Below are 23,411 nucleotides of genomic sequence, written 5' to 3'. Positions count from 1 at the left end.
TGTCCCTCAAAGCAGATAGACGCCACGGGTATCAGCGACGGTATATAACTATATTAAAGGTTTGATGGATAAATCTAGAACTTTTTATCGTTTTCATCCATCACACGTCATCACTGCGTCGACGTTGCAACGAAGGCACCAGGTAGACCGGCACCGTAGACAGCTGCAGCACCCGTGCAGCGGTGCGACCCAACGGGGTGGCCGCCGCGGTTGCATGGCTATGACTTCCTACGATCAACAGATCCACGGAAAGTTTGCGCAGTTGGTCGAGAATCACCTCGCAGGGGTCCCCCTGGATCACCCGTACCGAGCGAATCAACTTCAGGTCTTGCTCCCCGTCCTCCAATTCCTCGCGAAAACTGTCCAGCACCCGCTGTTCGATCGTCGCCATGACCGTGGTCAGCCCCTGGCTTTGCCATTCACTCAGGGCCTTCTCATCAAGGTAGCTCTGCAACACCGATTCGGCGAACAGGCCGATGGGCTCGACCACATGAATCACATACAGGTCCGCCTTGAACGTTCGGGCCAGCGCCAGCGCATGTTGCATCACATAAGGCGCGTACAGACCGAGGTCCGTGGCGTACAGCATCGAACGGATCATAGAACCTCCTGGACTGCCAGGATGGCGGAGATGAAATCAGCTTAGCAGCGCCCTAGATCTTCACCTCATTACTGATTCCATGGGGCACGTGCCCGGTGGCGACAAATTCCATGGCTTTCTCGCAATGCCCGGCCTGGTCATCGAAAAACACGTCGGCGGCAAACGCTTCCAGGAATGCGGATTTCTCCAGGCCGCCAAGGAACAACGACTCGTCCAGGCGGATATCCCATTCACGCAAGGTGCGAATCACCCGCTCGTGTGACGGCGCCGAACGGGCAGTGACCAAGGCGGTGCGGATCGGGCAGGCCTCATCGGGAAACTCACGCTGCAACAGGTTGAGCGCCGCCAGAAATCCCTTGAAAGGACCGCCGTGCAACGGTTGGCGCGCCGCCTCCCGCTCATTGGCCTGGAACGCGGCCAGGCCACCGGCCTGGTACACACGCTCGGACTCATCGGAAAACAGCACCGCGTCGCCGTCGAAGGCAATGCGCAGTTCTTCGCTGGAAGCGCGGTTCGGGCCGCCTGACAGAATCGTCGCCGCCGCGAACCCCGCATCGAGGGCACTGCGTACATCCTCGGCATGGGTCGAAAGAAACAGATGGCAGCCAAACGCCGCCAGATAAGGATAAGGACTACGCCCGCCTACGAAAGCGGCGCGGGAAATATCCAGGCCGTAATGCTGGATCGAATTGAACACGCGCAAGCCGGTGTCAGCGCTGTTACGCGACACCAGCACCACCTCAACCCGCGCACGGCCCAGGCTGGCGTTCAGGCTCAGCAGTTTCTTGACCAGCGGAAATGCATCGCCGGGTTCGAGGATTTCTTCTTCGTGCTCGATCTGGTACTTGCGGTACGCCTCGACGCCTTGGGCGAGGTAGATCTTGTGGCTGTCACTCAGGTCGAACAGTGCCCGCGACGAAATCGCCAGCACCAGTTTGTCGCCCAATCCCTTTGCCATGGTATGCCCCCCTGCTCAGCGGTTACGCCGATCAATAAAACTCAAGGCCTGATACAGCGCCTGCATCCGTGGCAGCTCACAGCCGGCAGCCCTGGCCGCAGCAAGTGGGCGGGCGTAGATCGCCGCCAGTTCCAGCGGGCGTTTGTGCACGTGGTCGTGGTACATGCTCGGCAGGTAATCGTCCATGGTTTCAGTCAGGGTAAACATCTGTTCGGCGTAGCTTTTGGGAATCTCATGACCACAGGCGTGGGCGCCCTGCACCACTTCGGCCATCAGCGCCTGGATCAGTTCGCGGCTGGATTCGTCCGCCATCATCGCCGTGGTCCCCGCGCCCAATAACACGGACAGGCCGTTATAGGGCACGTTCCACACCAGCTTGTGCCAGCGCGCCAGATGCACATTGGCCATGGCCTGGGACTCGATACCCGCCTGGTGAAACAACGCGGCGCCCGCTTCGACAATCGCTTTCTGGAGGGCGTCATCGTTGGCCGCCGTACCACTGTGATACCCCAGGTTGACCCGCCCCAGCGCCTGGTGCTCGATAACGCCCGGACCCGAACGGTGCACGCCGATATAACACAGGCCACCCAGCAAGTGCAGCGATGCTGGCAAGTGTTCACGCAGGCAATCTTCCACATCGAGGCCGTTTTGCAGCAACACCACCTTGGCATCCGGCGCCGCCACCTGGGCGAGGGTCGGGGCCAATTCGACGTTACCGGTCGACTTGGTGCCCACCAGCAGCCAGTCGCACGGCGGCATATCGGCAGCGCGGGCATAAGCCTGCACGGGATGCAGATGCAATACGCCGTGCACGGTGCTGTTCAAGTGCAGGCCGTGCTCGCTGACCGCCGCGTATTCACTGCGCAACAGAAAGTGCACATCGAAACCGGCACGCGCCAGCATCAGTCCGTAGAAACCACCAATGGCACCGGTGCCGATAATGCCGATGCGGGGTGACTGGAGGTTAACTGCTGTCATGGCAAATCCTCAGGTGAACGGGTGAGTGCCTGTTTTACGGCATCGAAAACGTCATCACGCGTAAGACGTGTCTGTATTTGCCCGAGGAATTGACCCTCGCACACCACGAACAGCGCCGGCAAATGAAAGATCTGGTAGCGCTCGACCGCACCACCGTTGTGCCCGGCGTCCACCCAGCACAACCGGTCCACCGGTAACGACCAGCCCGGCATTTGCTGGCGTGCCCAGCGGCAACTGGAACACCCTGCGCTGGTAAAGATCACCAGAGAAATACCTGGCAATCCCAGCAATTGCTGGTCAATATCCAGGTCGGTCAATTCCAGTTCCTTCACTATACTGCTGCCACCGCCGTCAATTGGACGGTGCTCGGAGTCCGTGTACATGGGTCGTTTTTTACCTCACCCTGATGATGTCGCTGTCGAGTTAATCCAACGTCCCTCTCCCGCTATCCCCCGCCAACGCCTGCACACGATCGGCCTGGGCGGCATCGCCTGCCATTGGCCACGCTCCTGGCGCGAAGGCACGGCGGTTGATCTGCATATCCCGTCCCTGGGTGCCAGCGCGCGTTATCCAGGCTATGTGGCGTGGTGTCGCAAGGTGGAAAACGGCTACCGCGTCGCTGTCTCGTTCACCGATGAACATGCGTTGTTCGGTGCACGCATGGGTGAGCAAGCATGCCGGATAGAACGCTACTGCCGCCAGCACGAAGACGCCGAGCCGACACCCCAGCAACTCGAAGCCCTGGCCCGCGAGTGGGTATCGCGCCATGCCAGCGAGTTCTCCCATGAGGCATTTGTGGCGCCAGCACTGGATTAAAGCGGGCTTTGCCCATTGTCGCGGGCCGGTGTTACGCGCTAAGGTTCCTCCCCCCTGCATTCAAATCATGCTGTGCTCCGCCGCACGGGGATGGCTGGCGGCCGGCACCCGTGACCCTGACGAGTAACACGATGGCTGATTTACCGATCAATGACCTAAACGTTGAATCCAACGAGACCCTGATCACGCCCGATCAGCTCAAGCGCGAAATCCCTTTGAGCGACGCTGCCCTGCAGACCGTCACCAAAGGCCGCGAAGTCATCCGTGACATTCTCGATGGCACCGACCACCGCCTGTTCGTCGTCATCGGGCCTTGCTCGATCCACGATCTCAAGGCTGCCCACGAGTACGCCGAGCGCCTCAAGGTGCTGGCGGCGGAAGTGTCCGACACCCTGTACCTGGTGATGCGCGTCTATTTCGAAAAACCGCGCACCACGGTCGGCTGGAAAGGCTTGATCAACGACCCGTACCTGGACGACTCGTTCAAGATCCAGGACGGCCTGCACATTGGTCGCAAGTTACTGCTGGACTTGGCCGAGATGGGCCTGCCCACCGCCACCGAAGCCCTGGACCCGATCTCCCCGCAGTACCTGCAGGACCTGATCAGCTGGTCGGCCATCGGCGCACGCACCACTGAATCCCAGACGCACCGCGAAATGGCGTCTGGCCTGTCCTCGGCCGTGGGCTTCAAGAACGGCACCGACGGCGGCCTGACTGTGGCGATCAACGCGTTGCAATCGGTTTCCAGCCCGCACCGTTTCCTGGGTATCAACCAGGAAGGTGGCGTGTCCATCGTCACCACCAAGGGCAACGCCTACGGTCACGTAGTACTGCGCGGCGGCAACGGCAAGCCCAACTATGATTCGGTCAGTGTTGCCCTGTGCGAGCAAGCGCTGAACAAGGCCAAGATCAAGCCGAACATCATGGTCGACTGCAGCCACGCCAACTCCAACAAGGACCCGGCCCTGCAGCCGCTGGTGATGGAAAACGTCGCCAACCAGATCCTGGAAGGCAACCAGTCGATCATCGGCCTGATGGTCGAAAGCCACCTGAACTGGGGTTGCCAGGCGATTCCAAAAGACCTGGCCGACTTGCAGTACGGTGTGTCGATCACCGATGCCTGCATCGACTGGGCCGCCACCGAAAATACCCTGCGCAGCATGCACGCCAAGCTCAAGGACGTGTTGCCTAAGCGCAAGCGCACCTGAGTCTGTATCGAGCGCACACAAAAACGCCGGGCTGAGCCCGGCGTTTTTTTCATGCTGTTTATGCCTTACAACTTCGCGGCATGACGCTGGTGGCGCTCCATGTAGCGTTCGACATAGGAGCAGGACGGGATCACCGTGTAGCCCGCCTCCTCGGCAAACTTCAAAGCTTCCTCGGTCAGTGCCGCCGCAATACCACGGCCCCGCAGTGCGTTGGGCACGAAGGTCCGATAGATATCCAGGGTCTGTTTGCCGAGGTCCATATAGGTCAGATAGGCACGATGACCGTCCACATTGGTCTCGAACTGATGACCAGCCTGGTCATGGTGGATGGACAACGCCTCGCTCATCACTACTCCTCGCGGGTCTTGGTTTCTGACCCCTACCTTACCGATGTTTTTCCGGCGAAGGAACATCTACGCCACCCCGTGCCGGTTTCGACAACGAGAAAACCTTGAGCGCTCACACCTGCACGTAGGGAATAGTAGGCACCAATCCTGCAATTGCTCAAGGCGCACTCGTCATCCCCTGCCACGGGTGGATATAGAAAGGGCTTCGATCTACCGATGATCGAAAGCCTGAACATTGCCGGCAGTTGAACCTTGAGACGAACAGGCGCTCTTAAAGTCACCTCTACATGCGCAAAAGATACCGGGCAACGCGAAGCCATGCTGAACGTAAGTGTCAGCGTGGATATATAAAATTTCATCTGTTTACAGGGCTTAACACATGCGGGCCGGCCCTTTCAGCCTGGATCCGATTTGCGCCCGGTTAAAAAAATTGGACAGTTTTTATACAAACCTCAAAAAGATTAGCCAAAATAGATTCGGCACGAGAATTTTTTTTGCTTCTTGCGCTACGTCAGTTTACTTACTACAAGTAATGGGTAGTATGTACGCCGGCTATTGGCTCACTCTGAGATACTAGCCATCTAATAGAAAGTCCTTGAAGGGGAACACGATGAACAACGTTCTGAAATTCTCTGCTCTGGCTCTGGCCGCAGTTCTGGCTACCGGTTGCAGCAGCGTCTCCAAAGAAACCGAAGCTCGTCTGACTGCGACTGAAGACGCAGCAGCTCGCTCCCAGGCCCGTGCAGACGAAGCCTACCGTAAAGCTGATGAGGCGCTGGCTGCTGCTCAAAAGGCACAACAGACTGCTGACGAAGCTAACGAGCGCGCTCTGCGCATGCTTGAAAAAGCTAGCCGCAAGTAATAATCCCTCGGGGTTGTTATCAAGCCGATCCATTTATGGGTCGGCTTTTTTATTGCCTGGGATTTGTGCCTGGATCACGGGCAATAAAAAGCCCGCCGTGGCGCAAGGCCTTGGCGGGCGTTTGATGTCGTGCCTTATTGCTGCAGATCGATCGGCGCGCTGGCGGCGACCGCCGCTGCGCCGGGCACACCGATTTCCGTCGGCAAACCATCTTCCGCCGCGACCACGTCACGTACCTGATCCCAATTGACCCGCAAATTGTTGGCCAGGTCTTCACGCTTGAGCAAGGCGTTGATCACCGCAGTGTGCTTGTCGACCACCGACGGCGTACCGTCATCATTCAACGGCGTATGCGCTTCAAGGTACACCTTGCCGCCACTGCTGCCGAACTTGTAGGCATCGTTGATGATGCGCACCGATGTCCCCACCGGCACCATGCCGGCCATCTCCAGCACATTGTTGTTGAACATGCGGAAGCAGCCGTGGCTTGTACGCGTGCCGATACCAAATTTCATGTTGGAACCGTGGATCAGGTAACCCGGTGTGCCCAGGGTGAACTTGAACGGCCCCAGCGGGTTGTCCGGGCCGGCCGGCACCACGTTGGGCAGCGGGTCGCCGTTGGCGGCGTGCTCGGCCTTGATCGAGGCGGGCGGGGTCCAGGTCGGGTTTGGCGTCTTGGCGATGATGCTGGTATGGGCAATGGGTGAACCCCAGCCTTCACGACCAATTCCCAACGGGAACGTGTAGACCACGTTCTGACCCTTGGGGTAGTAATAGAGCCGGTATTCCGCCAGGTTGATCACGATGCCCTCGCGCGGCCCCGGCGGCAGGATGAAACGCGTCGGCAATACGATCTCGGTACCCGCACCCGGCAACCAGGCATCCACGCCTGGGTTGGCCGCGACCATCTCCGAATAGCCCAGGTCATAGGTGGTGCCCAGGTCGGCAAAGGTGTCTTCGTACTTGGCCTTGATCACCTGGACCTGGCCGACGATGTCTTCACCCGGTGGGGGCAAGGGCAACTGCAAAGCTGACGCAGAACCGGCCGCACATAGCGCAGCGAGAGACAGGCAGCAGGTGACGACGGAAAGGCGCGACAACATCCGGTAAATCCTTCGCAGACGACGGGTAGGTAAACATCGATTGTATACGTGAAGCGCGCTTCTAGCTGCCCCCTACAACTCGAAACGCAGCTCCGGCCAGATCGGCGGCGTGCCGCGCTTCTGGGACTCCAGGATGGCACGGCACAGCGGGCACAGGCGCTGGTCCTGGAAAATCGAACGATCGACTCGCGACCAACGCGGTTGCGCCGGCAACAGGGTGCCGCACAGCGTGCGATCGATAGAGCCCCCCAGTTCCAGTTGACGTGCCACCAGATGCACCCGCACTTCCTGGCAGGCGAACAGATCCAGCTGCTCGTCCGGCTCGATCAGTTGGTAGTTAAACAGGGACCAGGCAGGACGCGACATCAGGGGCTCCAAATCGGGGGGGCGCCACCTTAGCCGAAAGCCTGCCGGTAGAAAAGCGTCATAGCAGCGGTTTTAACGTCGGCCAGACATTTTCCAGCAACTTGCCCTGGGCGCCGACCGCCGGGTGAAGTTGATCGGCCTGCATCAGCTCCGGGTGACCGCCCACACCATCGAGGAAAAACGGCACCAGCGGGACATTCTTTTGCTTGGCCAGCTCGCCATAGACTTCGGCAAACGCGGTGGTGTATCGCGGGCCATAATTGGGGGGCAATTGCATCCCCAACAACAACACCTTGGCGCCACCGGCCCTGGACTGGTCAATCATCGATGCAAGATTTTGTTGCAATTGCGCAGGCGGTTGCCCGCGCAGGCCATCATTGCCCCCCAACTCAATAACCACCACATCCGGCTTGTGCTCTGCAAGCGCCGCCGGCAGCCGCGCCAGGCCTCCGGCACTGGTGTCGCCACTGATGGAGGCATTGACCACTTTATCGTCGAAACCTTCCTGCTTGAGCCGTTGCTGCAGCAGGGCTACCCACCCTTTGCTGGTATCCAGGCCGAAACCGGCACTGATACTATCGCCAACGATCAGGACTGTACCCGCCGCTGCGTTCTGGGCCATGCACATCAAGGCCAGGCCAGCACTCAAAAACCACATTCGCATCGGATTCTCCATGGGCGCAAGCATTCTCACCGCGCGGAACCTTAGCAAAGTGGTTCCCAGCGCGGAAGGTGAACTGACTATCCTGCACGAACTGAGCCTGGAACTGAACAAGGGCGATAGCCTGGCTATCGTCGGCAGCTCCGGCTCCGGCAAATCCACCCTCCTCGGCCTGCTGGCCGGCCTCGACCTGCCCAGCAGCGGCGAAGTCACCCTCGCCGGGCAAGCCCTCAGTGCCCTCGACGAAGACCAGCGCGCGCGCATCCGTGCCGAGCACGTAGGGTTCGTGTTCCAGTCCTTCCAATTGCTCGACAGCCTCAACGCCTTGGAAAACGTCATGCTGCCGCTGGAACTGGACGGCCGCAAAGACGCTCGCGAACGGGCCAGGCACCTGCTCGAGCGCGTAGGCCTGGGCCAACGCCTGACCCATTCGCCACGCCAACTCTCCGGTGGCGAACAGCAACGGGTGGCGATTGCCCGCGCCTTTGCCGCCGAACCGGACGTGCTGTTTGCCGATGAACCCACCGGTAACCTCGACAGCCACACCGGCGAGCGCATCAGCGACCTGCTGTTCGAACTCAATAAGGAGAGCGGCACGACCCTGGTGCTGGTCACCCACGATGAGCGCCTGGCCCACCGTTGCCGACGCCTGATCCGTCTTGAAGCCGGCCTGATGGTCGCGCCCCTGGAGCCTTGATGGCACGTTTGCCGCTGTTGCGCCTGTTCAGCCTGGCAATGCGCCAATTACTGCGCGATGCCCGCGCCGGTGAATTGCACGTATTGTTCTTCGCCTTGTTGGTGGCCGTGGCCGCCAGCACCGCCATCGGTTACTTCGGCGCGCGCCTCAACGGTGCGATGTTGTTGCGCGCCACCGAATTCCTCGGCGCCGACCTGGTGCTTGAAGGCAGCTCGCCAGCCCGCCCCGAGCAGATTCGGTCCGGCACCGAACTGGGCCTGGACCACGCCCGCGTCGTGGAGTTTTCCAGCGTCATTGCCACCGATAACGGCATCCAGCTCTCCAGCATCAAGGCGGTCAACGAGCAGTACCCGCTGCGCGGTGAACTGAAAAGCGCAGCCGCGCCTTTTGGCGATCAAACCCCTGGAGGCGGCCCGAAGCCCGGTGAAGCCTGGGTGGAGGCGCGGCTGCTGACGGCGCTGGACCTCAAGGTCGGCGACAGCATCGATGTGGGCATGAAGACCTTGCGCCTGGCCCGCGTGCTCACCTATGAGCCGGACCGCGCCGGCAACTTCTACAGCCTCACGCCCAGGGTGATGATCAACCTGGCGGACCTGGACGCCACCGGTGTGGTGCAACCCGGCAGCCGCGTCAGCTACCGCGAACTGTGGCGCGGGCCACAGGGCAGCTCAGTGCTGCAAACCTATCGCGATCTGGTCAAGCCGGGGCTCGCCGCCAACCAGCGCCTGCAGGATTCACGGGACGGCAACCAGCAGATCGGCGGCGCCCTGGGCAAGGCAGAACGCTACCTGAACATGGCCAGCCTGGTCGCCGTATTGCTGGCGGGTGTGGCGGTGGCGCTGTCGGCCAATCGCTTTGCCACGCGACGTTTCGACGCCAGTGCATTACTGCGCTGCCTGGGCTTGTCACGACGTGAAGCCATGTTGCTGTTCAGCCTGCAACTGAGCGTCCTGGGGTTTTTCGCCAGCCTGGTCGGCGCCCTGCTTGGCTGGCTGGCGCAGTTTGGCCTGTTCTACTTTCTCCACGACCTGTTACCCGCGGACGTTCCACCCGGCGGGCTGCTACCGGCGGTTGCCGGGATCGGCACCGGGTTGGTCGCCCTCGCCGGCTTCGCCCTGCCCCCGCTGGCCGCATTGGGTCGAGTGCCACCGCTGCGGGTATTGCGCCGTGACCTGCTGCCGATCCCTTCCAGCACCTGGATGGTCTATGGCGCAGCGTTGTTCGCCTTGGGCCTGATCATGTGGCGCCTGAGCCTCGACCTGGTGCTGACCTTCGCCCTGCTCGGTGGCGGAGTGGTTGCGGCACTGGTACTCGGTGGCTTGCTCCTGCTCTTGCTGCAAAGCCTGCGGCGACTGCTGGCCCGCGCCTCCCTGCCGTGGCGCCTGGGTCTGGGCCAACTCCTGCGTCACCCACTGGCGGCGGCCGGTCAATCCCTGGCGTTTGGCTTGATCCTGCTGTCCATGGGTTTGATCGCACTGTTGCGCGGCGAGTTGCTCGACACCTGGCAAAACCAGCTGCCCAAGGACGCACCGAACTATTTCGCCTTGAACATCCTGCCGGCCGACAAGGATGCCTTTGGCGCCCGCCTGCTGGAACTGCAGGCGCAATCCGCACCGCTGTACCCGGTGGTGCCGGGGCGCCTGATCAGTATCAATGGCGAACCGGTACAGGAAATCGTCAGCAAGGACTCCAGCGGCGACCGTGCGGTGCAACGCGACCTGAGCCTGACCTGGGCCGCCGACCTGCCACCAGGCAACGCCCTGACGGCGGGCTCGTGGTGGTCGGCGCAACCTGCCGATGAAATCCCGGGTGTCTCCGTCGAAGCCAAGGTAGCGGAAAGCCTCAAACTCAAGCTCGACGACCACCTGGTCTTCACCGTGGGCGGAGAGAATCGAGAAGCGCGGGTCACCAGCCTGCGCACCATCAACTGGGATAACTTCCAGCCCAACTTCTTCATGATCTTCCAACCGGGTACCTTGAAGGACCTGCCGGCCACCTACCTGACCAGCTTCTATCTGGCGCCCGGGTATGACCAGCAGATCGTCGACCTGTCCCGAGCGTTCCCGGCGGTAACCATCCTGCAAGTCGAGGCGTTGCTGGAGCAATTGCGCAGCATCCTCGCCCAAGTGACCCTGGCGGTGGAGTACGTGTTGCTGTTTGTACTGGCGGCAGGGATGGCGGTGTTGTTCTCAGGCCTGCAAGCCACCCTGGATGAACGCATTCGCCAAGGCGCGCTGCTGCGTGCGTTAGGCGCCGAACGCAAGCTGCTGGTCAAGGCCAGGCGCATCGAGTTCGGTTTGCTGGGTGCCGTCAGTGGGTTGCTGGCGGCGCTGGGCACGGAGCTGGTGACGTTCGTGCTGTACCGCTACGCATTTGACCTGGCCTGGCACCCTCACCCGTGGCTGTTGCTGCTACCGGTGATCGGTGCCGTGCTGATCGGCGGTGCCGGTGTGTTTGGCACCCGCCGCGCGCTGAATGCCAGCCCGTTGACGGTGTTGCGCGAAGGTTGAAATGCGATGGGCCCGGATTCCTTACAGAATACGGGCCCATTTTGCTCACTTCACATATTCGATCCCGGTGATCCACCAGCACACCTCACCGCTTGGGGTCTGCACGATAGCCTCGTCATCCACCTCCTTGCGCAACAGCGCACGGGCCATGGGCGAATCGATGGAGATGTAGTCCATCCGGTCATAAATCTCGTCATAACCGACAATACGAAAACGCTTGGTTTCACCCTGCTCGTTTTCAATATCCACCCAGGCGCCGAAAAACACCTTGCCCTCCTGCTCAGGCATGTACTCCACCACGCGCATGTCTTCCAGGCGTTTGCGCAGGTAGCGCACACGCCGATCAATCTCACGCAACAGTTTCTTGTTGTACTGGTAGTCGGCGTTTTCGCTGCGATCCCCCAGCGAAGCCGCCCACGTCACTTTGCGCGTGGTGTCCGGGCGCTTTTCGCGCCACAGGTAATCCAGCTCCTTTTTCAGCGCTTCATGGCCTTCTTTGGTAATCAGCTTGGTACTCAAACGCTTGCATCCCCAGGCAATGTCCATAGGTGCCGATACGCCTGGGTTTCATGCCCTGGGTTCGGCTGGCTGGCGTTGATGATAAATGAACCGGTGAAAGTAGCCAGGCCGGTCTAGCTGTCCAGCGTGCGATCCAGCTCCAGCAACATGCCCCGCAGGCTTTGCCGCAAGCCCGACACCTGTGACGTCATCACCTTCAAGGCTTCGGTCCTCTGGCTGACGGCAAGCGACTGATCATGCAGTTGAGTGGTGCGCTGTTCCAGCTCTCGAACCTTCTCATCCAGTTGGTTTTGTTCCTGTTGCAGCCGCGCCTGCCACTGCTCAAGTGCAGTCTCCCGCTCGATTGCAGCGAGTTTTTGCTGGGTCAACTCTTGAGCGACACGGGCAAGGTTGGTCAGCGTGCTATCGACTTCGAACAATGTACTGTTGTCGCCTGAAGACATGAACTTCGTTGGCACCGGCGCATCAGGCTCACGTGGAATGGCAGGTGCGGCCTGCGCCATGTCCACTGGCGTGCTCAAGGGTGCCTGCCGGGGCTCCTCAACCGGTTGTTCATGCAGCGGAGGGCGGACCGACTCGGGTGGGCTCGCGCTCTTGGGAGGAGAGATCATTTGTGACGAAAACCGAATGGACGGCACAATCACTGAAGCACTTTCGATCGCTGGCAACGTCGGCGCAGACATGCCCAGGGTGATCACTTTCATCACCAGCGCTTTCTTGATGATCACCGAATGATGATCCTCAGGCCTGGCCGGTGGCAACTTGCAACCTTTCAAATCGACAAAATGATAAGGCACTTGGGTTTCGGTAACACTACCGGGTTTAACGCCCGAAGCGGCTAATGTCAGTATTTGCTTGAAAACATGCAATGCCACCTGCAGGTCTTCCTTGGATTCAACGCTTCCCAGGAAATAACGATCAAGTTTCTTACGCAAGGCCGCGATATAGACCCTGGAACTTCCAGGCTCTATCTCTTCATCCAGGCTATACACAAGGAAGTTTGAGGCCGTCTGACCGACAGCAAACCCACAGAGCAGTGCACCGTTAACCGGAGCATCTTGACCATTGCGTTCAAGAACAAGGGTACGTAGCAGCATCATGCAATCAGGCCTCAATATTCGGAAAGAAAGCTTATATAAACAAAAAATAAACAATCAAAAATTAGACACTCCAAAACACGACACATTGTTTCAGTGGTCCGCCCGCCCTGCACGTAGGACTTGTCTTATTAATGCTGACCGACGTTCCCAAAACCGCGAGCAACCCGTACCCTTTTTTCAACCTCCCTACGTCATACCAAACTTATTCGGTAAAACAATGATCGAAATAAGCAATCTGACAAAACACATGGGTAACAATACTGTTGTCAGCGACTTTTCATTCAGTGCCGGTCAACAGGAATGCCTTGGGTTGTTCGGACAGGATCACACGGCCAAAACAGTCCTGCTCGATGTCATTGCCGGTTCGACACAGCCGTCCAGCGGTCATATAAATATTCAGGGCTTCAACACACAAACCCACCCGCTCGAAGCCAGGCAACTGGTCGGCTATCAACTGTCCAACGACCTCGGCCATCCAACGATGTCGGTCAAGGCGTTCCTGGATTTCATTGCTGCCATTCGTGGCTTTCGCGGTACCGAAAAACGTGACCGCCTGGAACAGTCCGTCGCACGACTGGAGTTGTTTCCGGTGCTCGATGCCCCCCTCGACCTCCTTTCTATCGCCTGGAAACGCAAAGTCGCGATTGCCCAGGCCATCCTGCATGGCCCTGCCCTGTTACTGCTGGACGAACCCACCGAAGGACTCGCGCAGGATCAGAAGCACGCATTCAAGGCACTTATCCAATCATTGACGCAAGAAATGACGGTCATCATTGCCTCGCGTCACTGCGAAGAGTTGTCCGAACTGTGTACACGCGCCCTGGTAATTGCCAACGGTCGCCTGGTGGCCGATACGCCACTGCCCGATCTACAGCGCGACTCGCGTCACTTCCAGGCAGTCACCCTTACCGCCGAGACGCCACTGGACCTGTTGGCACTGGCTGTCCTTCCAGGTGTGGCAGGCATCGAAGAGCATCGAAACGCGCCCGGCACAGTGACGGTTCTCGCCATGCCCGGACACACCATCTATCCCCATATCAACACGCTGATTGCCAGCCGGCGCTGGAAAATCACCTCACTGAACCTGGAGCCAGGTCGCCTGAATGATGTGGTCCACCACCTGACCAAAGAGGCGTCCCATTGAGACTATTGCCCATCATTCTGAGGCGTCAACTCACCAGCTATGCGCGCTACCCCAGCACTTACCTCAACATTGCCATTTTCCTCATACTGTCAGTGACATTAGGGTTGTACGTAAGTCCGTGGCGGGAACAAAACGGCAGTGACTTACAGGTATTTTTCCGGTTCCACCCTTCGCTTTACTTATTGCTGATTCCCGCCCTGACCACTCAACTTTGGTCCGATGAAACCAACGCAGGTTTTTTCAGCCTGATGAAAACCCTGCCCATCACGACGTTGGAATGGGTTGTCGGAAAATTCCTGGCCGCCTGGCTGGTGGCCAGCACCGCCCTGTTTCTGATGTTCCCCCTGGTGATCATTGCGAACTATCTGGGCAACGCCGACAACGGTGTCATTGCCTCGCAATTTCTGGCGAGTTGGTTGCTGGCAGGCAGTTACTTATCCGCAGGCTGTTTTATTTGCGCACTGGTCCATCACCGCACTGTTATTTTCGTATTGACACTGGGCTTGTTACTGACAACAAGTGGCCTTTCTTATGTACTGGACTCACTTGAACACCACACCCCTATATGGCTGATCGACAGCCTGACATCCCTCAGCCCTACCTGGCGATTCAGCAGTATCGATGATGGAAAACTCACACTGCGCAACATACTCTATTTTATTAGCATGATCCTCGCCTTTCTCACCGCGACGACAGTCACACTCAACTACAAACACAGATGAGAAGGGAACCCCTTAATGCGGTCCATTCTGCGCACCGGTATGACGCTTTGCGTCACCTTTTTGCTTTTCCTGGCTTTCAACCTGGTGTGGATAGGTAAACTTCCTGATATACGCTGGGATCTTTCTCAACAAAAAATCCACACTTTATCGCCCCCCGTATATCCACTGCTCGCAACGCTCGAAAGCCCGGTGGACATGTATTACTTCAATTCAAATAACGACCCGAAACGAAGCTACGCCGTGAAACGCTATGGCAAACGTATTGAGGACCTGCTCAAGGAGTACGAAAAGAAGGCTCGGGGCATGATCAACCTGCACGTGATTGAACCCGCTCCCTATTCGGAAGACGCCTATAAGGCACGGCTGTCAGGGCTCGACGAGAACACAGGGTTTCTCGGTCTCATCAGCACGAGCCCCGGTCATGGCGTGCGCCGTATCGGTTCTTTCAGCCTCGAGCGCGAGCCCTTGCTCGAATATGAAATAAGCCACCTGCTCTACAAGTTGCAGCACCCGGAGCGACCGGTTGTTGGGCTGCTGTCGGGGCTGCCGATGGACGAATCCGCAGGTCGGCTCCTGCAGGCGGTGCGGCGAGAATTCGAACTGGTCGCTCTGGAGCCGAATGTCGCTCTAATCCCCGAACACATCAAAACGCTGATGGTTGTACAGCCACGGATACTGCCGGAACGGACCTTGTATGGGATTGAGCAATTTGTCTTGAGGGGCGGTAGATTGATGATGTTCATCGACCCGTTGAGCGAACAACGCTCAACCCCATTCCCAGCCAATAGCCGACTGGACGAGGTGCTTGCCGCCTGGGGTATCCGGATGCCGACGGACAAGCTGGTGGTCGACTCTCTCTACACGCCCTGGGAGACGCCAGATATGCCCAATCGAGTCAGGCTGAACTTGCCACGACAGGCAATGAACCTGAACGACATCAGCACCTGGAACCTCAACAGGGTGACAGTATCGAGTAGTGGGGCGCTGGTGCAGTTGAACAAAAGCCGCACAACCTTCACCCCGATCCTGCAAAGTTCCGAGCAATCCGTGCTGTTGGAGGCCAACCAATCCCCTCGCGCAACAAAGTCCGATTCCGTGATTGAAGAGGCTTCGAGCCGAGAACGGCGCCATGTCATTGCTGCACGCATCGAAGGGCCGAGCTACTCAGTCTTTTCCGGTGGTATCAAGGGCCTGCCGCCCGGGTTGCAAACAGCCGCGCAGATTCATGTTGTGGTCATCGCTGACACCGACATGCTCACCGATAAGGTCAGCGACGCGGCGCCCGATGGCAACGCGCTGTTTGTTCTGAATACACTGGATAACCTGTCCGCCCCCGACATGCTCGTCGCGATTCGCCCAAGGGCAACGCAGGACATGCCGACGGTGCTGGAGGGTATGCGCGAGGTCGCAAGACAGGCCTATCGTTCGAAAGCCAGCGAACTGGAGCGACGCTTGCAACGAACAGAGCAGGAATGGCAACGGCTGAGCCCATGGACAACCACCCTCGGCACCCAGGCAGTGGAGACCAATACCCAGCTGCAAGCACTCAACAAGGAACGACTGCGCCTACCCATGGAGCTGAATACCCTGCAGCGCGAAGCCTACGCCCAAGTGCGTCGTCTGGAGTTGGCGATAACGCTGGTGGCGATCTTTGCCATGCCGCTGACGTTATGCCTGATCGCCTGGATGGTCTTTCTTGGAGAGCGCCGACGCCGGTTGCAAGCCGGCGGCATGATTCACTGAATGTTCAGCGACGGGCTATCAGTCCCTGTCGTGCAATACGGGTCAACTGGCGGATGACTTCGGTGGCATTGTCGGCGCTTGGAGCCTGGATAACCGCAAGGTCAAAGCTGTTGCTGGCAAAACGCGCAAGTGAGTCGCCATCTTCGACAAACTGGATCAGGAACGCCGAAGGTCGGCCAGTGCGACGCGGCCAACCATCCAGGTAACGCAATAGCGTGGGCTGGTGCTTGCCGCCAAGAAGAATTTTCGGGTTGCGTTGAGTGAGGTCCGCAGTGATCGGGGCCAGGCGTATCAGGGGGCGTAATGCATTCATCGTGTCGTGTCTCTGCCTCAAAAGTCTGCGGGCAGGTGAGAGGCAACACCGAACCAGCGCTTTAGCGGAATTTCGAAGCATGGAACACGCTTCTGTCGGGACCGATGACGATCACCCATGGCGCCCCGCAATTAGCTGTTTAAATCGGCGCATGAGCGGCATCCTAGAGAAGCCGGTGGGGCGGTGTCAAGAATCCCGAGCAACGAAAAGGCCCGCACAGGGCGGGCCGATTCAAGGTGTTGCAGCGCAATCAGTGGGCGATGGCGCGGTCTGCGGACAGTTTGCCAGCACCCTCCAGCAGTACCGCCAGTGAGCCGCCGAGCAGGGCCAGGGCGAACTCATAACCGTTGTTGGCCATGAACAGGCCGTTATGGATGTGCACCGAGAAGATCGCCACCAGCGACAGGAAAGTCAGGCCCAATGCCGCAGGGCGAACCAGCAGGCCGATGATCAACGCCAGGCCGGCAAAGAACTCGGTACCGCCCGACAGCAGCGCCATCAGCGTACCCGGCGCCAGGCCGATGCTTTCCATCCACTGGGCAGTGCCCGCCAGACCGTAGCCGCCAAACCAGCCAAAGAGCTTTTGCGAACCGTGGGCGGCGAAGATGATGCCTACCACAATGCGCAGGATAGTCAGGCCGTAACCGGCGCGAGTGGAGAGAATACGGTTGATCAGTGGGCTCATGGTGCAGATCCTTTTCAAAGTAGGGTTGGTTGGCCGCTATATTAATCAGTTAAAACAATGATAAAAGCCGAAAAAATGCCTGATTAATATCGATAAAATCGATTACTTCCGTGAAGCGATTTTCGGCGCTGGCGGTTCCAGGGACTCCCGCTCCCGATCGAACGCCAAGAAATACTTGTTGACGCTATTAACATAGCTGACGCCGCCCATCCCTACCTGCTCCATGGCAATGCGTTCAACCTGGAAAAACCACTGGTTGGGGTTGAGCCCCCGCCGCTTGGCTTCAGTACGCATGCCCTGCACCCGCTCCGGCCCCATGTTGTAAGCCGCCAGCACAAAGGCCATGCGCTCGCGCTCGTTGAGCTTGGGGCTGGCGAAGAACTTGCGACGGATCATTGCCAGGTACCGCGCGCCGGCCTGCACGTTGCTGTCGAGCCTTTCGATGTTGTTGACCCCCACGCGTTGCGCCGCCGATGGCGTGATCTGCATCAAGCCGGTAGGGCCGCCGCTGTTGCGCGCGCCAGGGTCAAGCGCCGATTCCTTGAAGGCCAGTGCGGCGAGGTTCAACCAGTCCATGCCCTGCTCGCGGGCGTGTTTCTGCAAGACCGGGCGCAGTTTTTCCAGGCGCTGTCGGTCGACGCGGGCCAATGGGTTGCGCACTTGGTAAAGGCGACGGTAGATACGCTGGAATGCCACATCCTGATCGGACGGGGTTCGATAGGTCTTGAGGAATCGATCAATGCTGGCCCGCAGCATCGAGGCATCCTGGCGCACGAACCAGTATTCGTCGCCCGGCTCGCTGATCGCCACCTGCTTATCGAAACGCAACTTGGGCAGGATCTTCGACCAGCGCTCGGCAATCGGCTTTTCGACAATAGTCAGGTGGAAAATACCGGCCTGCACCATCTCCAGCACATCCTCCACGGCAAGGGTCGGGTCCACCCACTCCACTTTCACCGGCGGCTGCTTGTGCAGCGCGAGCTTTTGATTGACCTGGTTGATGGCATCCGCCGCGGCGCTACCGGTGGTCAGCGCCAGGGTGCGGCCGGACAATTGTTCCAACTTGGTAAACCGTCGCTCGCCCTTAACCCCCACCAGCCACAACGGCACATCGCTGGCAATCGGGTCGCTGGTGCTGATCTTGTGCCCCGCTTTTACATCGAGCAGTTCACCGGGCGCCACCAAATCACCTTCGCCACGGGCCAGTGCGCCAAGCAACTGGTCCTTGGCCTTGGGAATGATCTTGAGGTTGATCTCCTGGCCATCACGGGCATGGCCATTGAGGTACTGCTCGAAGGCGCGCAGGCGATGGTATTCAACACCGATGGCCTGGCCTTGCACCTCACCGGAGCTGTTACGGCTCTGGTTGACCAATACGCGCAACGTGCGGCTTGAACGAATCTCCGCCAAATCACGTACCTTGCCGGGCTTGGTCACTTCCAGCGGCCCGTCAAGACGCGCAACCGCCGCCATGGGCAGCAGCATCGTCAGGCACAACATAAGCAACGCCGAGGGTCGGATCATCCGCTCTCCGGAAAGAATACTGGCCAACGCCCTCGCGAAAAACGAGGCGGTGGGGGTCAGAAACAGAGCGCTTTATGCGCTGGCAAGGTACGCAACGGCGGCATGATGAAAGGCGGCGAGCCAACCACAATGTCGCTTGCGACGTTCAAAGACAGCTATAACTCGTTGTAGTTCTTCGTTTTTCTTATAAATCTACAGCTCTGATATGCTTTCCGGCCGCAGGCGGAGATAGCACCATGCAACTCATTGATATCGGCGTCAACCTGACCAACCCCAGTTTCGACGAGAAGCACCAGGCCGTGCTCGAGCGTGCCTATGCTGCCGGCGTGCAACAATTAGTACTCACCGGCACCAGCATCGAGGGCAGCGAACAGGCCCTGGCGCTGTGCGAAAAACTCGATGAAAGCAGCCAACGCCTGTTCAGCACGGCGGGTATCCACCCCCACTCCGCCAGTGACTGGAACGGCGATAGCGCATCACGTTTGCGCGGGTTGCTGAAAGAAAACCGCGTACGCGCAGTCGGAGAATGCGGGCTGGATTTCAACCGGGATTTTTCACCGCGTCCGCAGCAGGAAAAAGTCCTCGAAGAACACCTGGTGCTGGCCATCGAGCTGAAACTGCCGGTATTCCTCCACGAACGTGATGCCAACCAGCGCCTGTTGGATATCCTCAAGGACTACCGCGACCACCTCACCGCCGCCGTGGTGCACTGCTTCACGGGCGAACAACAGGCGCTGTTCAGCTACCTCGACCTCGACTTGCACATCGGCATCACCGGCTGGATTTGTGACGAACGCCGTGGGACACACCTGCACCCCCTGGTCAGGGAAATTCCCCGTGGCCGCCTGATGCTGGAAAGCGACGCGCCCTACCTGCTACCGCGCACCTTGCGTCCGAAGCCGAAAAACGGTCGCAACGAGCCCGCGTATCTACCCGAAGTTCTGCGCGAAGTCGCCCTGCACCGCAACGAGAGCGTGGAAGATCTGGCACGCCACAGCACGGCCTGCGCCCGTCGCTTTTTTGGGCTGCCTGCCGTGGATTGATGCGGCGCATTGACCCATGTCAAAACCGTTTTCCTGGATAGCGGCACAATAATGGCACCTTGCCAATGCTGTTTCCGCTATCAGAGAAAACCTTCCATGGGTGCCTGGCTTAGCAATATCTCGCTGAAGTACAAATTCTGGGCCGTCAATGCGGTCGCCTTCATTACCACCCTGCTGCTGGTGCTCTATGCCGTGCAGCTTGAGCAACAGTCCCGCAGCGATGCATCCCGGGCTTCGGCACAGGCGCAGGCACACTTGTTCAATGCGTGGCCGACTGGCGAAGCTTTGCCCAAGGGCGAGCACTGGCTGACGTTCAAGCGCGGCCAGGTCCCACAACTGGCGGAGCAGGATCTGTCAGCCCTTGGCAGCAACCTGGGCTGGGTCGAACTCAATCACATGCCGTGGTTCGGCGAAAACCCGCTGATGGGTGCCGAAGTCATCGCCCGCCCTGACGGTCAATACGTCGCCGTGCTTGCCTACGCGCCAAGCCTGAGCCAGGTGTTCGAAGAACGCTTCGCCAACTATGCAGTGGCGGTCTTGATCCTGATGCTGGCGATGCTCGGCGCCTCGCAACTGCTGATCCGCTTCCTGCTCAGCCAACTCAACACCCTGAAAGACGTGATGCTGCACGTAGAGAAAACCGGCGACCTGTCGGCCCGCGTGCCGTTGGCCTGCAAGGATGAAGTTGGCCAGATGGCCAGCGCCTTCAACGCCATGCAAGCGGGCTACCAGCGCGTCGTCAACACCGTGGCACGCACGGCCCAGCAACTCGACGATGGCGCCGCACGGTTGGCCAGCAGCATGAACGACGTGCAGCACGGCATGCTCGGCCAGCAAAGCGAAACCGACCAGGCCGCCACTGCCATCAACGAAATGACCGCCACCGTCTACCACATCGCCCAGCACGCCGGCGCCACCCGCGACCTGTCCCAGACCGCCGACACCCTGGCGGGCAGCGGCCAGGAAGTGGTCACCCGCGTACAACGCTCGATTGCCGGCCTCTCCACGGGCGTGCAGCAGACCGCCGAGATGATCCAGAAGCTCGCCGAGGACAGTCAGAAAATCAATGGCGTGGTCAGCGTGATCCATAGCATCGCCGAGCAAACCAACCTGCTCGCCCTCAACGCCGCCATCGAAGCCGCCCGCGCCGGGGAAATGGGCCGGGGTTTTGCCGTGGTTGCCGACGAAGTGCGCAACCTGGCCAAACGCGTACAAAGCTCCACCGACGAAATCACCCGCATGGTCTCGGCGCTGCAGGCCGGCACCCGCGACGCGGTGGACTTCATGCAGGAAAGCTCGTTCAAGGCTGACGACTGCGTGCAGCAAGCCCAGGAAGCCGGCGCGGCCCTCGCCGAAATCACCAGTGCCGTGGCGCAGATGCGTGAAAGCAACACCCAGATCGCCGTCGCTGCCGAGCAGCAAAGCCACGTCGCCGAAGAGATGAACCGTGCGGTGGTGAGCATTCGGGATGTGACCGAGAACACCGTGCAGCAAACCGTGGATTCGGCGACGACCAGTAATGAACTGGCAACCTTGGCCGGTGAACTGAGCAAGGCGATTGGGCAGTTGAAGCTGTAGGACTGTTCAACCCGTAATCCCATACCTACAACAAAGCCTCGGTTTGCCCGAGGTTTTGGCGAAACGTCCTAACCCTCCCGGCGAATAACGCCGACTTCTTTTCCCTGGCAACCTCTTCAAAGTCTCTCGCCTGTTCAATCAGCGCGAGGGACCGCCGATGCACTTCTCCAGCCGTGCCCCACTCAATGGGGCTGCCTCATGACTCCAGTTATTGCCCGGTTCATCCTGGCGCCCATGGATGCCAAGGCGCCGGACGTTGAAGGCGTCCTGCGTGACTTGCGTGAATGCCTCAACACGTTTGACGAGTGGGCCGAAAGCTTCTGGAGCGGCTCGGCGCTGGAAGTCGAGCAGGTGTTCAAGGTCGGCGACGAGGTTTCCCTCGTCGCTCCGGCGTCCTCCAAGAAACCGAATCGCACGGTTGCCACCTGCAAGGCCCAGGGTTCGTTGACCCTGGTGCATATGTTCGAGAGCACGCAATTCGTGCCTATCGGCAATACGCCGGTGATGCTGCAGGCCATTGCTGCGGACGGCAGCCCGATGGGCCCGCCGATCCATCACACCATCGACCCCAGCGGCATTCTTGAAGTCAGCGACTGCACCCGCGATCAGCGCTACCAGATCACCTTTTATCCCGACGTTTCCAAGGATCACATCAAGGCGCTGTATGCGTCTTATCAGTCGGTGATCGCGGGGCTGGAAATGGGCCTGCGTGATGAGTGGGCGAAGACTTTCAAGCCACAATGGAGCGACTTTGCCAACGCCATATCCTTGGAACGCAGTGCGATGCAAGGCATGGCGTTTTCCAGCGGCATGGCCAAGGCGCTCTACAACCTATGGGACAACTTCACACAACTGTACGACCTGCTGGCGGACCTCAAGAGCAATAGCCAGAAACTGCTGCAGTACGTCACCCAGGCCGAACTGGATGAACTGTTGAAACTGGGCAGGGACACCATTGCCCAGGGCCTGCTCGTGCTCAGCGATGAGCCGCTGATGTTTATCTATCTGTCGGCCCTGGTTGCCTGGGTACGCATGCTGCCGCCGCCGCAGATGTACGAGCTGCTGGGCGAGATGACCGGCGAGGTGCTGATCAATCTGTTTCTGATCTGGGCCACGCGGGGCATGGGGGTTCAGCTTCGTTTGGGTATGCAGGTGCTGGGGCACATCAAGTCCGAACGCGTGCGTAGATGGCTGCAAATGCTGGCGGACCAGTTGGTCGGGCCTCGGTTGGAGGCGCATGTCGAGGCGGCCAGGCCGTTGCTGCTGGGTAGCTCCGCGACGCCGGTCCGGGTGATTCCGAATGCGCCGTTGAAGGCTGGGGATCAGGTGGTCTCCAACGCGGTGCCGGTGGTGCGCAGCAAGTCCCAGCGAACCGCGTTGGTGCGGCAGGAGACCGTGGATGACGTGCCGGTTTCTGCTCGCAACCCGAATGGGGATGCGGCGGCATCTTCGGACAAGACCGCGACCAATGGGTGCCCGGTGTCGATGGTCACCGGCGAGGAACTCCTGAGCCTCACCGATGGGACGCTGGACGGGATCTTGCCGTTTGAGTGGACGCGGTTGTATCGCACCAGTGCGGTGGAAGTGGATGTCGGGCTGGGGTTTGGCTGGAGTCACTCGCTGGCGCATCGGCTGGTGGTTGTGGGTGATGCGGTGGTGTGGACCGATCATGAAAACCGCTCCACCACCCTGCCCTTGCCGTCGACTTTTCGCCCCGCAATCACCAACAGCCTGGCCGAAGCGGCGATCTATTTGGGTTCTGTGCCTGATGAACTGGTGCTGGCCCAAGCGTCACGTTTCTACCACTTCCGCGACGGTGTGCTGACAGCAATCAGCGACGCGTATGACAACCGCCTGCGCATTACCCGGGATTTTCTGGGGCGTGTTGAGCGGGTGGATAACGGTGTCGGGCGCTCGTTGTGGTTGCGCTATG

Annotated in this window: 24 protein-coding genes; 11 read left to right on the top strand and 13 right to left on the bottom strand. The window is 59.4% G+C overall.

Features of this window, described 5'->3' with window-relative positions; all coding sequences use genetic code 11:
- Positions 1-100 precede the first annotated feature (100 nt).
- Genes BM110_RS25835 through BM110_RS25820 form a run of 4 tightly spaced genes read right to left on the bottom strand, consistent with a single transcriptional unit; the run spans position 101 to position 2,920 of the window.
- On the bottom strand, positions 101-601 hold the full coding sequence (locus BM110_RS25835) for a universal stress protein (RefSeq protein WP_071488527.1): 501 nt from the start codon (positions 599-601) through the stop codon (positions 101-103).
- Positions 602-653: 52 nt separating this feature from the next.
- Entirely contained in the window at positions 654-1,559 is a 906-nt protein-coding gene (locus BM110_RS25830) for a 5'-nucleotidase (protein ID WP_071488528.1), read from the bottom strand.
- A 15-nt stretch (positions 1,560-1,574) separates the two neighbouring features.
- A complete protein-coding gene (locus tag BM110_RS25825) occupies positions 1,575-2,537 on the bottom strand; it encodes a putative 2-dehydropantoate 2-reductase (protein WP_092247690.1) in 963 nt (320 codons plus the stop codon).
- Positions 2,534-2,920, bottom strand: coding sequence for a YbbN family protein (locus BM110_RS25820; protein ID WP_092247687.1), 387 nt, complete (start codon positions 2,918-2,920; stop codon positions 2,534-2,536). The genes BM110_RS25825 and BM110_RS25820 overlap by 4 nt, the downstream gene beginning before the upstream one ends.
- On the opposite strand from BM110_RS25820, the gene BM110_RS25815 reads away from it, so the two are divergent.
- Complete coding sequence (locus tag BM110_RS25815; protein WP_093514408.1) at positions 2,919-3,353, top strand: PilZ domain-containing protein; 435 nt, start codon at positions 2,919-2,921, stop codon at positions 3,351-3,353. The genes BM110_RS25820 and BM110_RS25815 overlap by 2 nt on opposite strands.
- Before the next feature lie 131 nt (positions 3,354-3,484).
- Positions 3,485-4,561, top strand: coding sequence for a 3-deoxy-7-phosphoheptulonate synthase (locus BM110_RS25810; RefSeq protein ID WP_058427976.1), 1,077 nt, complete (start codon positions 3,485-3,487; stop codon positions 4,559-4,561).
- 65 nt (positions 4,562-4,626) lie between these two features.
- Here the strand turns inward: BM110_RS25810 and BM110_RS25805 are convergent, their stop codons facing one another.
- Positions 4,627-4,908: a GNAT family N-acetyltransferase gene (locus BM110_RS25805; RefSeq protein ID WP_003189869.1), complete on the bottom strand. Its 282-nt coding sequence runs from the start codon at positions 4,906-4,908 to the stop codon at positions 4,627-4,629.
- A 610-nt stretch (positions 4,909-5,518) separates the two neighbouring features.
- Between BM110_RS25805 and oprI the strand changes: the two genes are divergently transcribed.
- Positions 5,519-5,770, top strand: coding sequence for an outer membrane lipoprotei OprI (gene oprI, locus BM110_RS25800; RefSeq protein ID WP_003172710.1), 252 nt, complete (start codon positions 5,519-5,521; stop codon positions 5,768-5,770).
- A 134-nt stretch (positions 5,771-5,904) separates the two neighbouring features.
- On the opposite strand, the gene BM110_RS25795 is transcribed toward oprI, so the two are convergent.
- From BM110_RS25795 to BM110_RS25785, 3 genes are all read right to left on the bottom strand, one after another.
- Positions 5,905-6,873: a L,D-transpeptidase family protein gene (locus BM110_RS25795; protein ID WP_092247681.1), complete on the bottom strand. Its 969-nt coding sequence runs from the start codon at positions 6,871-6,873 to the stop codon at positions 5,905-5,907.
- A 72-nt stretch (positions 6,874-6,945) separates the two neighbouring features.
- The gene (locus BM110_RS25790; RefSeq protein WP_010211879.1) at positions 6,946-7,239 is read right to left on the bottom strand and encodes a hypothetical protein; all 294 of its coding nucleotides are present in this window, start codon (positions 7,237-7,239) and stop codon (positions 6,946-6,948) included.
- 58 nt (positions 7,240-7,297) lie between these two features.
- On the bottom strand, positions 7,298-7,903 hold the full coding sequence (locus BM110_RS25785) for an arylesterase (protein ID WP_092247678.1): 606 nt from the start codon (positions 7,901-7,903) through the stop codon (positions 7,298-7,300).
- A gap of 10 nt (positions 7,904-7,913) precedes the next feature.
- Here BM110_RS25785 and BM110_RS25780 point away from each other — a divergent pair, with 10 nt between their 5' ends.
- The gene (locus BM110_RS25780; protein ID WP_059397119.1) at positions 7,914-8,597 is read left to right on the top strand and encodes an ABC transporter ATP-binding protein; all 684 of its coding nucleotides are present in this window, start codon (positions 7,914-7,916) and stop codon (positions 8,595-8,597) included.
- Positions 8,597-11,107, top strand: a complete 2,511-nt coding sequence (locus BM110_RS25775; RefSeq protein WP_093514407.1) for an ABC transporter permease — start codon at positions 8,597-8,599, stop codon at positions 11,105-11,107. Before BM110_RS25780 ends, BM110_RS25775 begins: the two co-directional genes overlap by 1 nt.
- Positions 11,108-11,152: 45 nt before the next feature.
- On the opposite strand, the gene greB is transcribed toward BM110_RS25775, so the two are convergent.
- Together greB and BM110_RS25765 are read right to left on the bottom strand one after the other, a co-directional pair.
- Positions 11,153-11,626, bottom strand: coding sequence for a transcription elongation factor GreB (gene greB, locus BM110_RS25770; RefSeq protein ID WP_092248076.1), 474 nt, complete (start codon positions 11,624-11,626; stop codon positions 11,153-11,155).
- A gap of 113 nt (positions 11,627-11,739) precedes the next feature.
- Positions 11,740-12,726: a hypothetical protein gene (locus tag BM110_RS25765; protein ID WP_092247672.1), complete on the bottom strand. Its 987-nt coding sequence runs from the start codon at positions 12,724-12,726 to the stop codon at positions 11,740-11,742.
- 217 nt (positions 12,727-12,943) lie between these two features.
- Here BM110_RS25765 and BM110_RS25760 point away from each other — a divergent pair, with 217 nt between their 5' ends.
- The 3 genes from BM110_RS25760 to BM110_RS25750 are packed head-to-tail and all read left to right on the top strand — an operon-like array spanning position 12,944 to position 16,335.
- Positions 12,944-13,870 (top strand): ATP-binding cassette domain-containing protein, encoded by a 927-nt coding sequence (locus BM110_RS25760; protein ID WP_093123345.1) that lies wholly within the window; start codon positions 12,944-12,946, stop codon positions 13,868-13,870.
- Positions 13,867-14,592, top strand: a complete 726-nt coding sequence (locus tag BM110_RS25755) for an ABC transporter permease (protein WP_093123348.1) — start codon at positions 13,867-13,869, stop codon at positions 14,590-14,592. Before BM110_RS25760 ends, BM110_RS25755 begins: the two co-directional genes overlap by 4 nt.
- Positions 14,593-14,607: 15 nt before the next feature.
- Positions 14,608-16,335 carry a Gldg family protein gene (locus tag BM110_RS25750; RefSeq protein WP_093514406.1) on the top strand — a complete coding sequence of 576 codons (1,728 nt, stop codon included), beginning with the start codon at positions 14,608-14,610 and terminating at the stop codon, positions 16,333-16,335.
- Positions 16,336-16,339: 4 nt separating this feature from the next.
- Here BM110_RS25750 and BM110_RS25745 read toward each other — a convergent pair whose 3' ends face one another.
- From BM110_RS25745 to BM110_RS25735, 3 genes are all read right to left on the bottom strand, one after another.
- Positions 16,340-16,648 carry a hypothetical protein gene (locus BM110_RS25745; RefSeq protein WP_092247660.1) on the bottom strand — a complete coding sequence of 103 codons (309 nt, stop codon included), beginning with the start codon at positions 16,646-16,648 and terminating at the stop codon, positions 16,340-16,342.
- A gap of 250 nt (positions 16,649-16,898) precedes the next feature.
- Complete coding sequence (locus BM110_RS25740; protein WP_071488540.1) at positions 16,899-17,333, bottom strand: DoxX family protein; 435 nt, start codon at positions 17,331-17,333, stop codon at positions 16,899-16,901.
- Between the two features lie 102 nt (positions 17,334-17,435).
- Complete coding sequence (locus tag BM110_RS25735; RefSeq protein WP_093514405.1) at positions 17,436-18,857, bottom strand: MltF family protein; 1,422 nt, start codon at positions 18,855-18,857, stop codon at positions 17,436-17,438.
- A gap of 236 nt (positions 18,858-19,093) precedes the next feature.
- Here BM110_RS25735 and BM110_RS25730 point away from each other — a divergent pair, with 236 nt between their 5' ends.
- From BM110_RS25730 to BM110_RS25720, 3 genes are all read left to right on the top strand, one after another.
- Entirely contained in the window at positions 19,094-19,900 is an 807-nt protein-coding gene (locus tag BM110_RS25730; protein WP_071488541.1) for a TatD family hydrolase, read from the top strand.
- Positions 19,901-19,996: 96 nt separating this feature from the next.
- A complete protein-coding gene (locus BM110_RS25725; RefSeq protein ID WP_058427988.1) occupies positions 19,997-21,478 on the top strand; it encodes a methyl-accepting chemotaxis protein in 1,482 nt (493 codons plus the stop codon).
- A 198-nt stretch (positions 21,479-21,676) separates the two neighbouring features.
- Positions 21,677-23,411, top strand: a 1,735-nt coding sequence (locus BM110_RS25720) for a DUF6531 domain-containing protein (protein WP_256575462.1), incomplete at its 3' end; no start/stop codon positions are given.

The sequence above is a fragment of the Pseudomonas sp. NFPP28 genome (assembly GCF_900115535.1).
Lineage (GTDB): Bacteria > Pseudomonadota > Gammaproteobacteria > Pseudomonadales > Pseudomonadaceae > Aquipseudomonas > Aquipseudomonas extremorientalis.
The sequence above is the reverse complement of the archived record's forward strand: the minus strand, read 5'-3'. Positions and strand labels throughout refer to the sequence as shown.

What these genes read in the sequence shown, in the direction of transcription:
- BM110_RS25750 (WP_093514406.1), top strand. Translation starts at nt 14,608, where the DNA reads ATGCGGTCCATTCTGCGCACCGGTATGACGCTTTGCGTCACCTTTTTG.
- BM110_RS25780 (WP_059397119.1), top strand. Translation starts at nt 7,914, where the DNA reads ATGGGCGCAAGCATTCTCACCGCGCGGAACCTTAGCAAAGTGGTTCCC.
- BM110_RS25785 (WP_092247678.1), bottom strand. Translation starts at nt 7,903, where the DNA reads ATGCGAATGTGGTTTTTGAGTGCTGGCCTGGCCTTGATGTGCATGGCC.
- BM110_RS25740 (WP_071488540.1), bottom strand. Translation starts at nt 17,333, where the DNA reads ATGAGCCCACTGATCAACCGTATTCTCTCCACTCGCGCCGGTTACGGC.
- BM110_RS25805 (WP_003189869.1), bottom strand. Translation starts at nt 4,908, where the DNA reads ATGAGCGAGGCGTTGTCCATCCACCATGACCAGGCTGGTCATCAGTTC.
- BM110_RS25835 (WP_071488527.1), bottom strand. Translation starts at nt 601, where the DNA reads ATGATCCGTTCGATGCTGTACGCCACGGACCTCGGTCTGTACGCGCCT.
- BM110_RS25825 (WP_092247690.1), bottom strand. Translation starts at nt 2,537, where the DNA reads ATGACAGCAGTTAACCTCCAGTCACCCCGCATCGGCATTATCGGCACC.
- BM110_RS25830 (WP_071488528.1), bottom strand. Translation starts at nt 1,559, where the DNA reads ATGGCAAAGGGATTGGGCGACAAACTGGTGCTGGCGATTTCGTCGCGG.
- BM110_RS25790 (WP_010211879.1), bottom strand. Translation starts at nt 7,239, where the DNA reads ATGTCGCGTCCTGCCTGGTCCCTGTTTAACTACCAACTGATCGAGCCG.
- BM110_RS25745 (WP_092247660.1), bottom strand. Translation starts at nt 16,648, where the DNA reads ATGAATGCATTACGCCCCCTGATACGCCTGGCCCCGATCACTGCGGAC.
- BM110_RS25815 (WP_093514408.1), top strand. Translation starts at nt 2,919, where the DNA reads ATGGGTCGTTTTTTACCTCACCCTGATGATGTCGCTGTCGAGTTAATC.
- BM110_RS25760 (WP_093123345.1), top strand. Translation starts at nt 12,944, where the DNA reads ATGATCGAAATAAGCAATCTGACAAAACACATGGGTAACAATACTGTT.
- BM110_RS25775 (WP_093514407.1), top strand. Translation starts at nt 8,597, where the DNA reads ATGGCACGTTTGCCGCTGTTGCGCCTGTTCAGCCTGGCAATGCGCCAA.
- BM110_RS25735 (WP_093514405.1), bottom strand. Translation starts at nt 18,857, where the DNA reads ATGATCCGACCCTCGGCGTTGCTTATGTTGTGCCTGACGATGCTGCTG.
- oprI (WP_003172710.1), top strand. Translation starts at nt 5,519, where the DNA reads ATGAACAACGTTCTGAAATTCTCTGCTCTGGCTCTGGCCGCAGTTCTG.
- BM110_RS25810 (WP_058427976.1), top strand. Translation starts at nt 3,485, where the DNA reads ATGGCTGATTTACCGATCAATGACCTAAACGTTGAATCCAACGAGACC.
- BM110_RS25765 (WP_092247672.1), bottom strand. Translation starts at nt 12,726, where the DNA reads ATGATGCTGCTACGTACCCTTGTTCTTGAACGCAATGGTCAAGATGCT.
- BM110_RS25795 (WP_092247681.1), bottom strand. Translation starts at nt 6,873, where the DNA reads ATGTTGTCGCGCCTTTCCGTCGTCACCTGCTGCCTGTCTCTCGCTGCG.
- BM110_RS25730 (WP_071488541.1), top strand. Translation starts at nt 19,094, where the DNA reads ATGCAACTCATTGATATCGGCGTCAACCTGACCAACCCCAGTTTCGAC.
- BM110_RS25820 (WP_092247687.1), bottom strand. Translation starts at nt 2,920, where the DNA reads ATGTACACGGACTCCGAGCACCGTCCAATTGACGGCGGTGGCAGCAGT.
- BM110_RS25725 (WP_058427988.1), top strand. Translation starts at nt 19,997, where the DNA reads ATGGGTGCCTGGCTTAGCAATATCTCGCTGAAGTACAAATTCTGGGCC.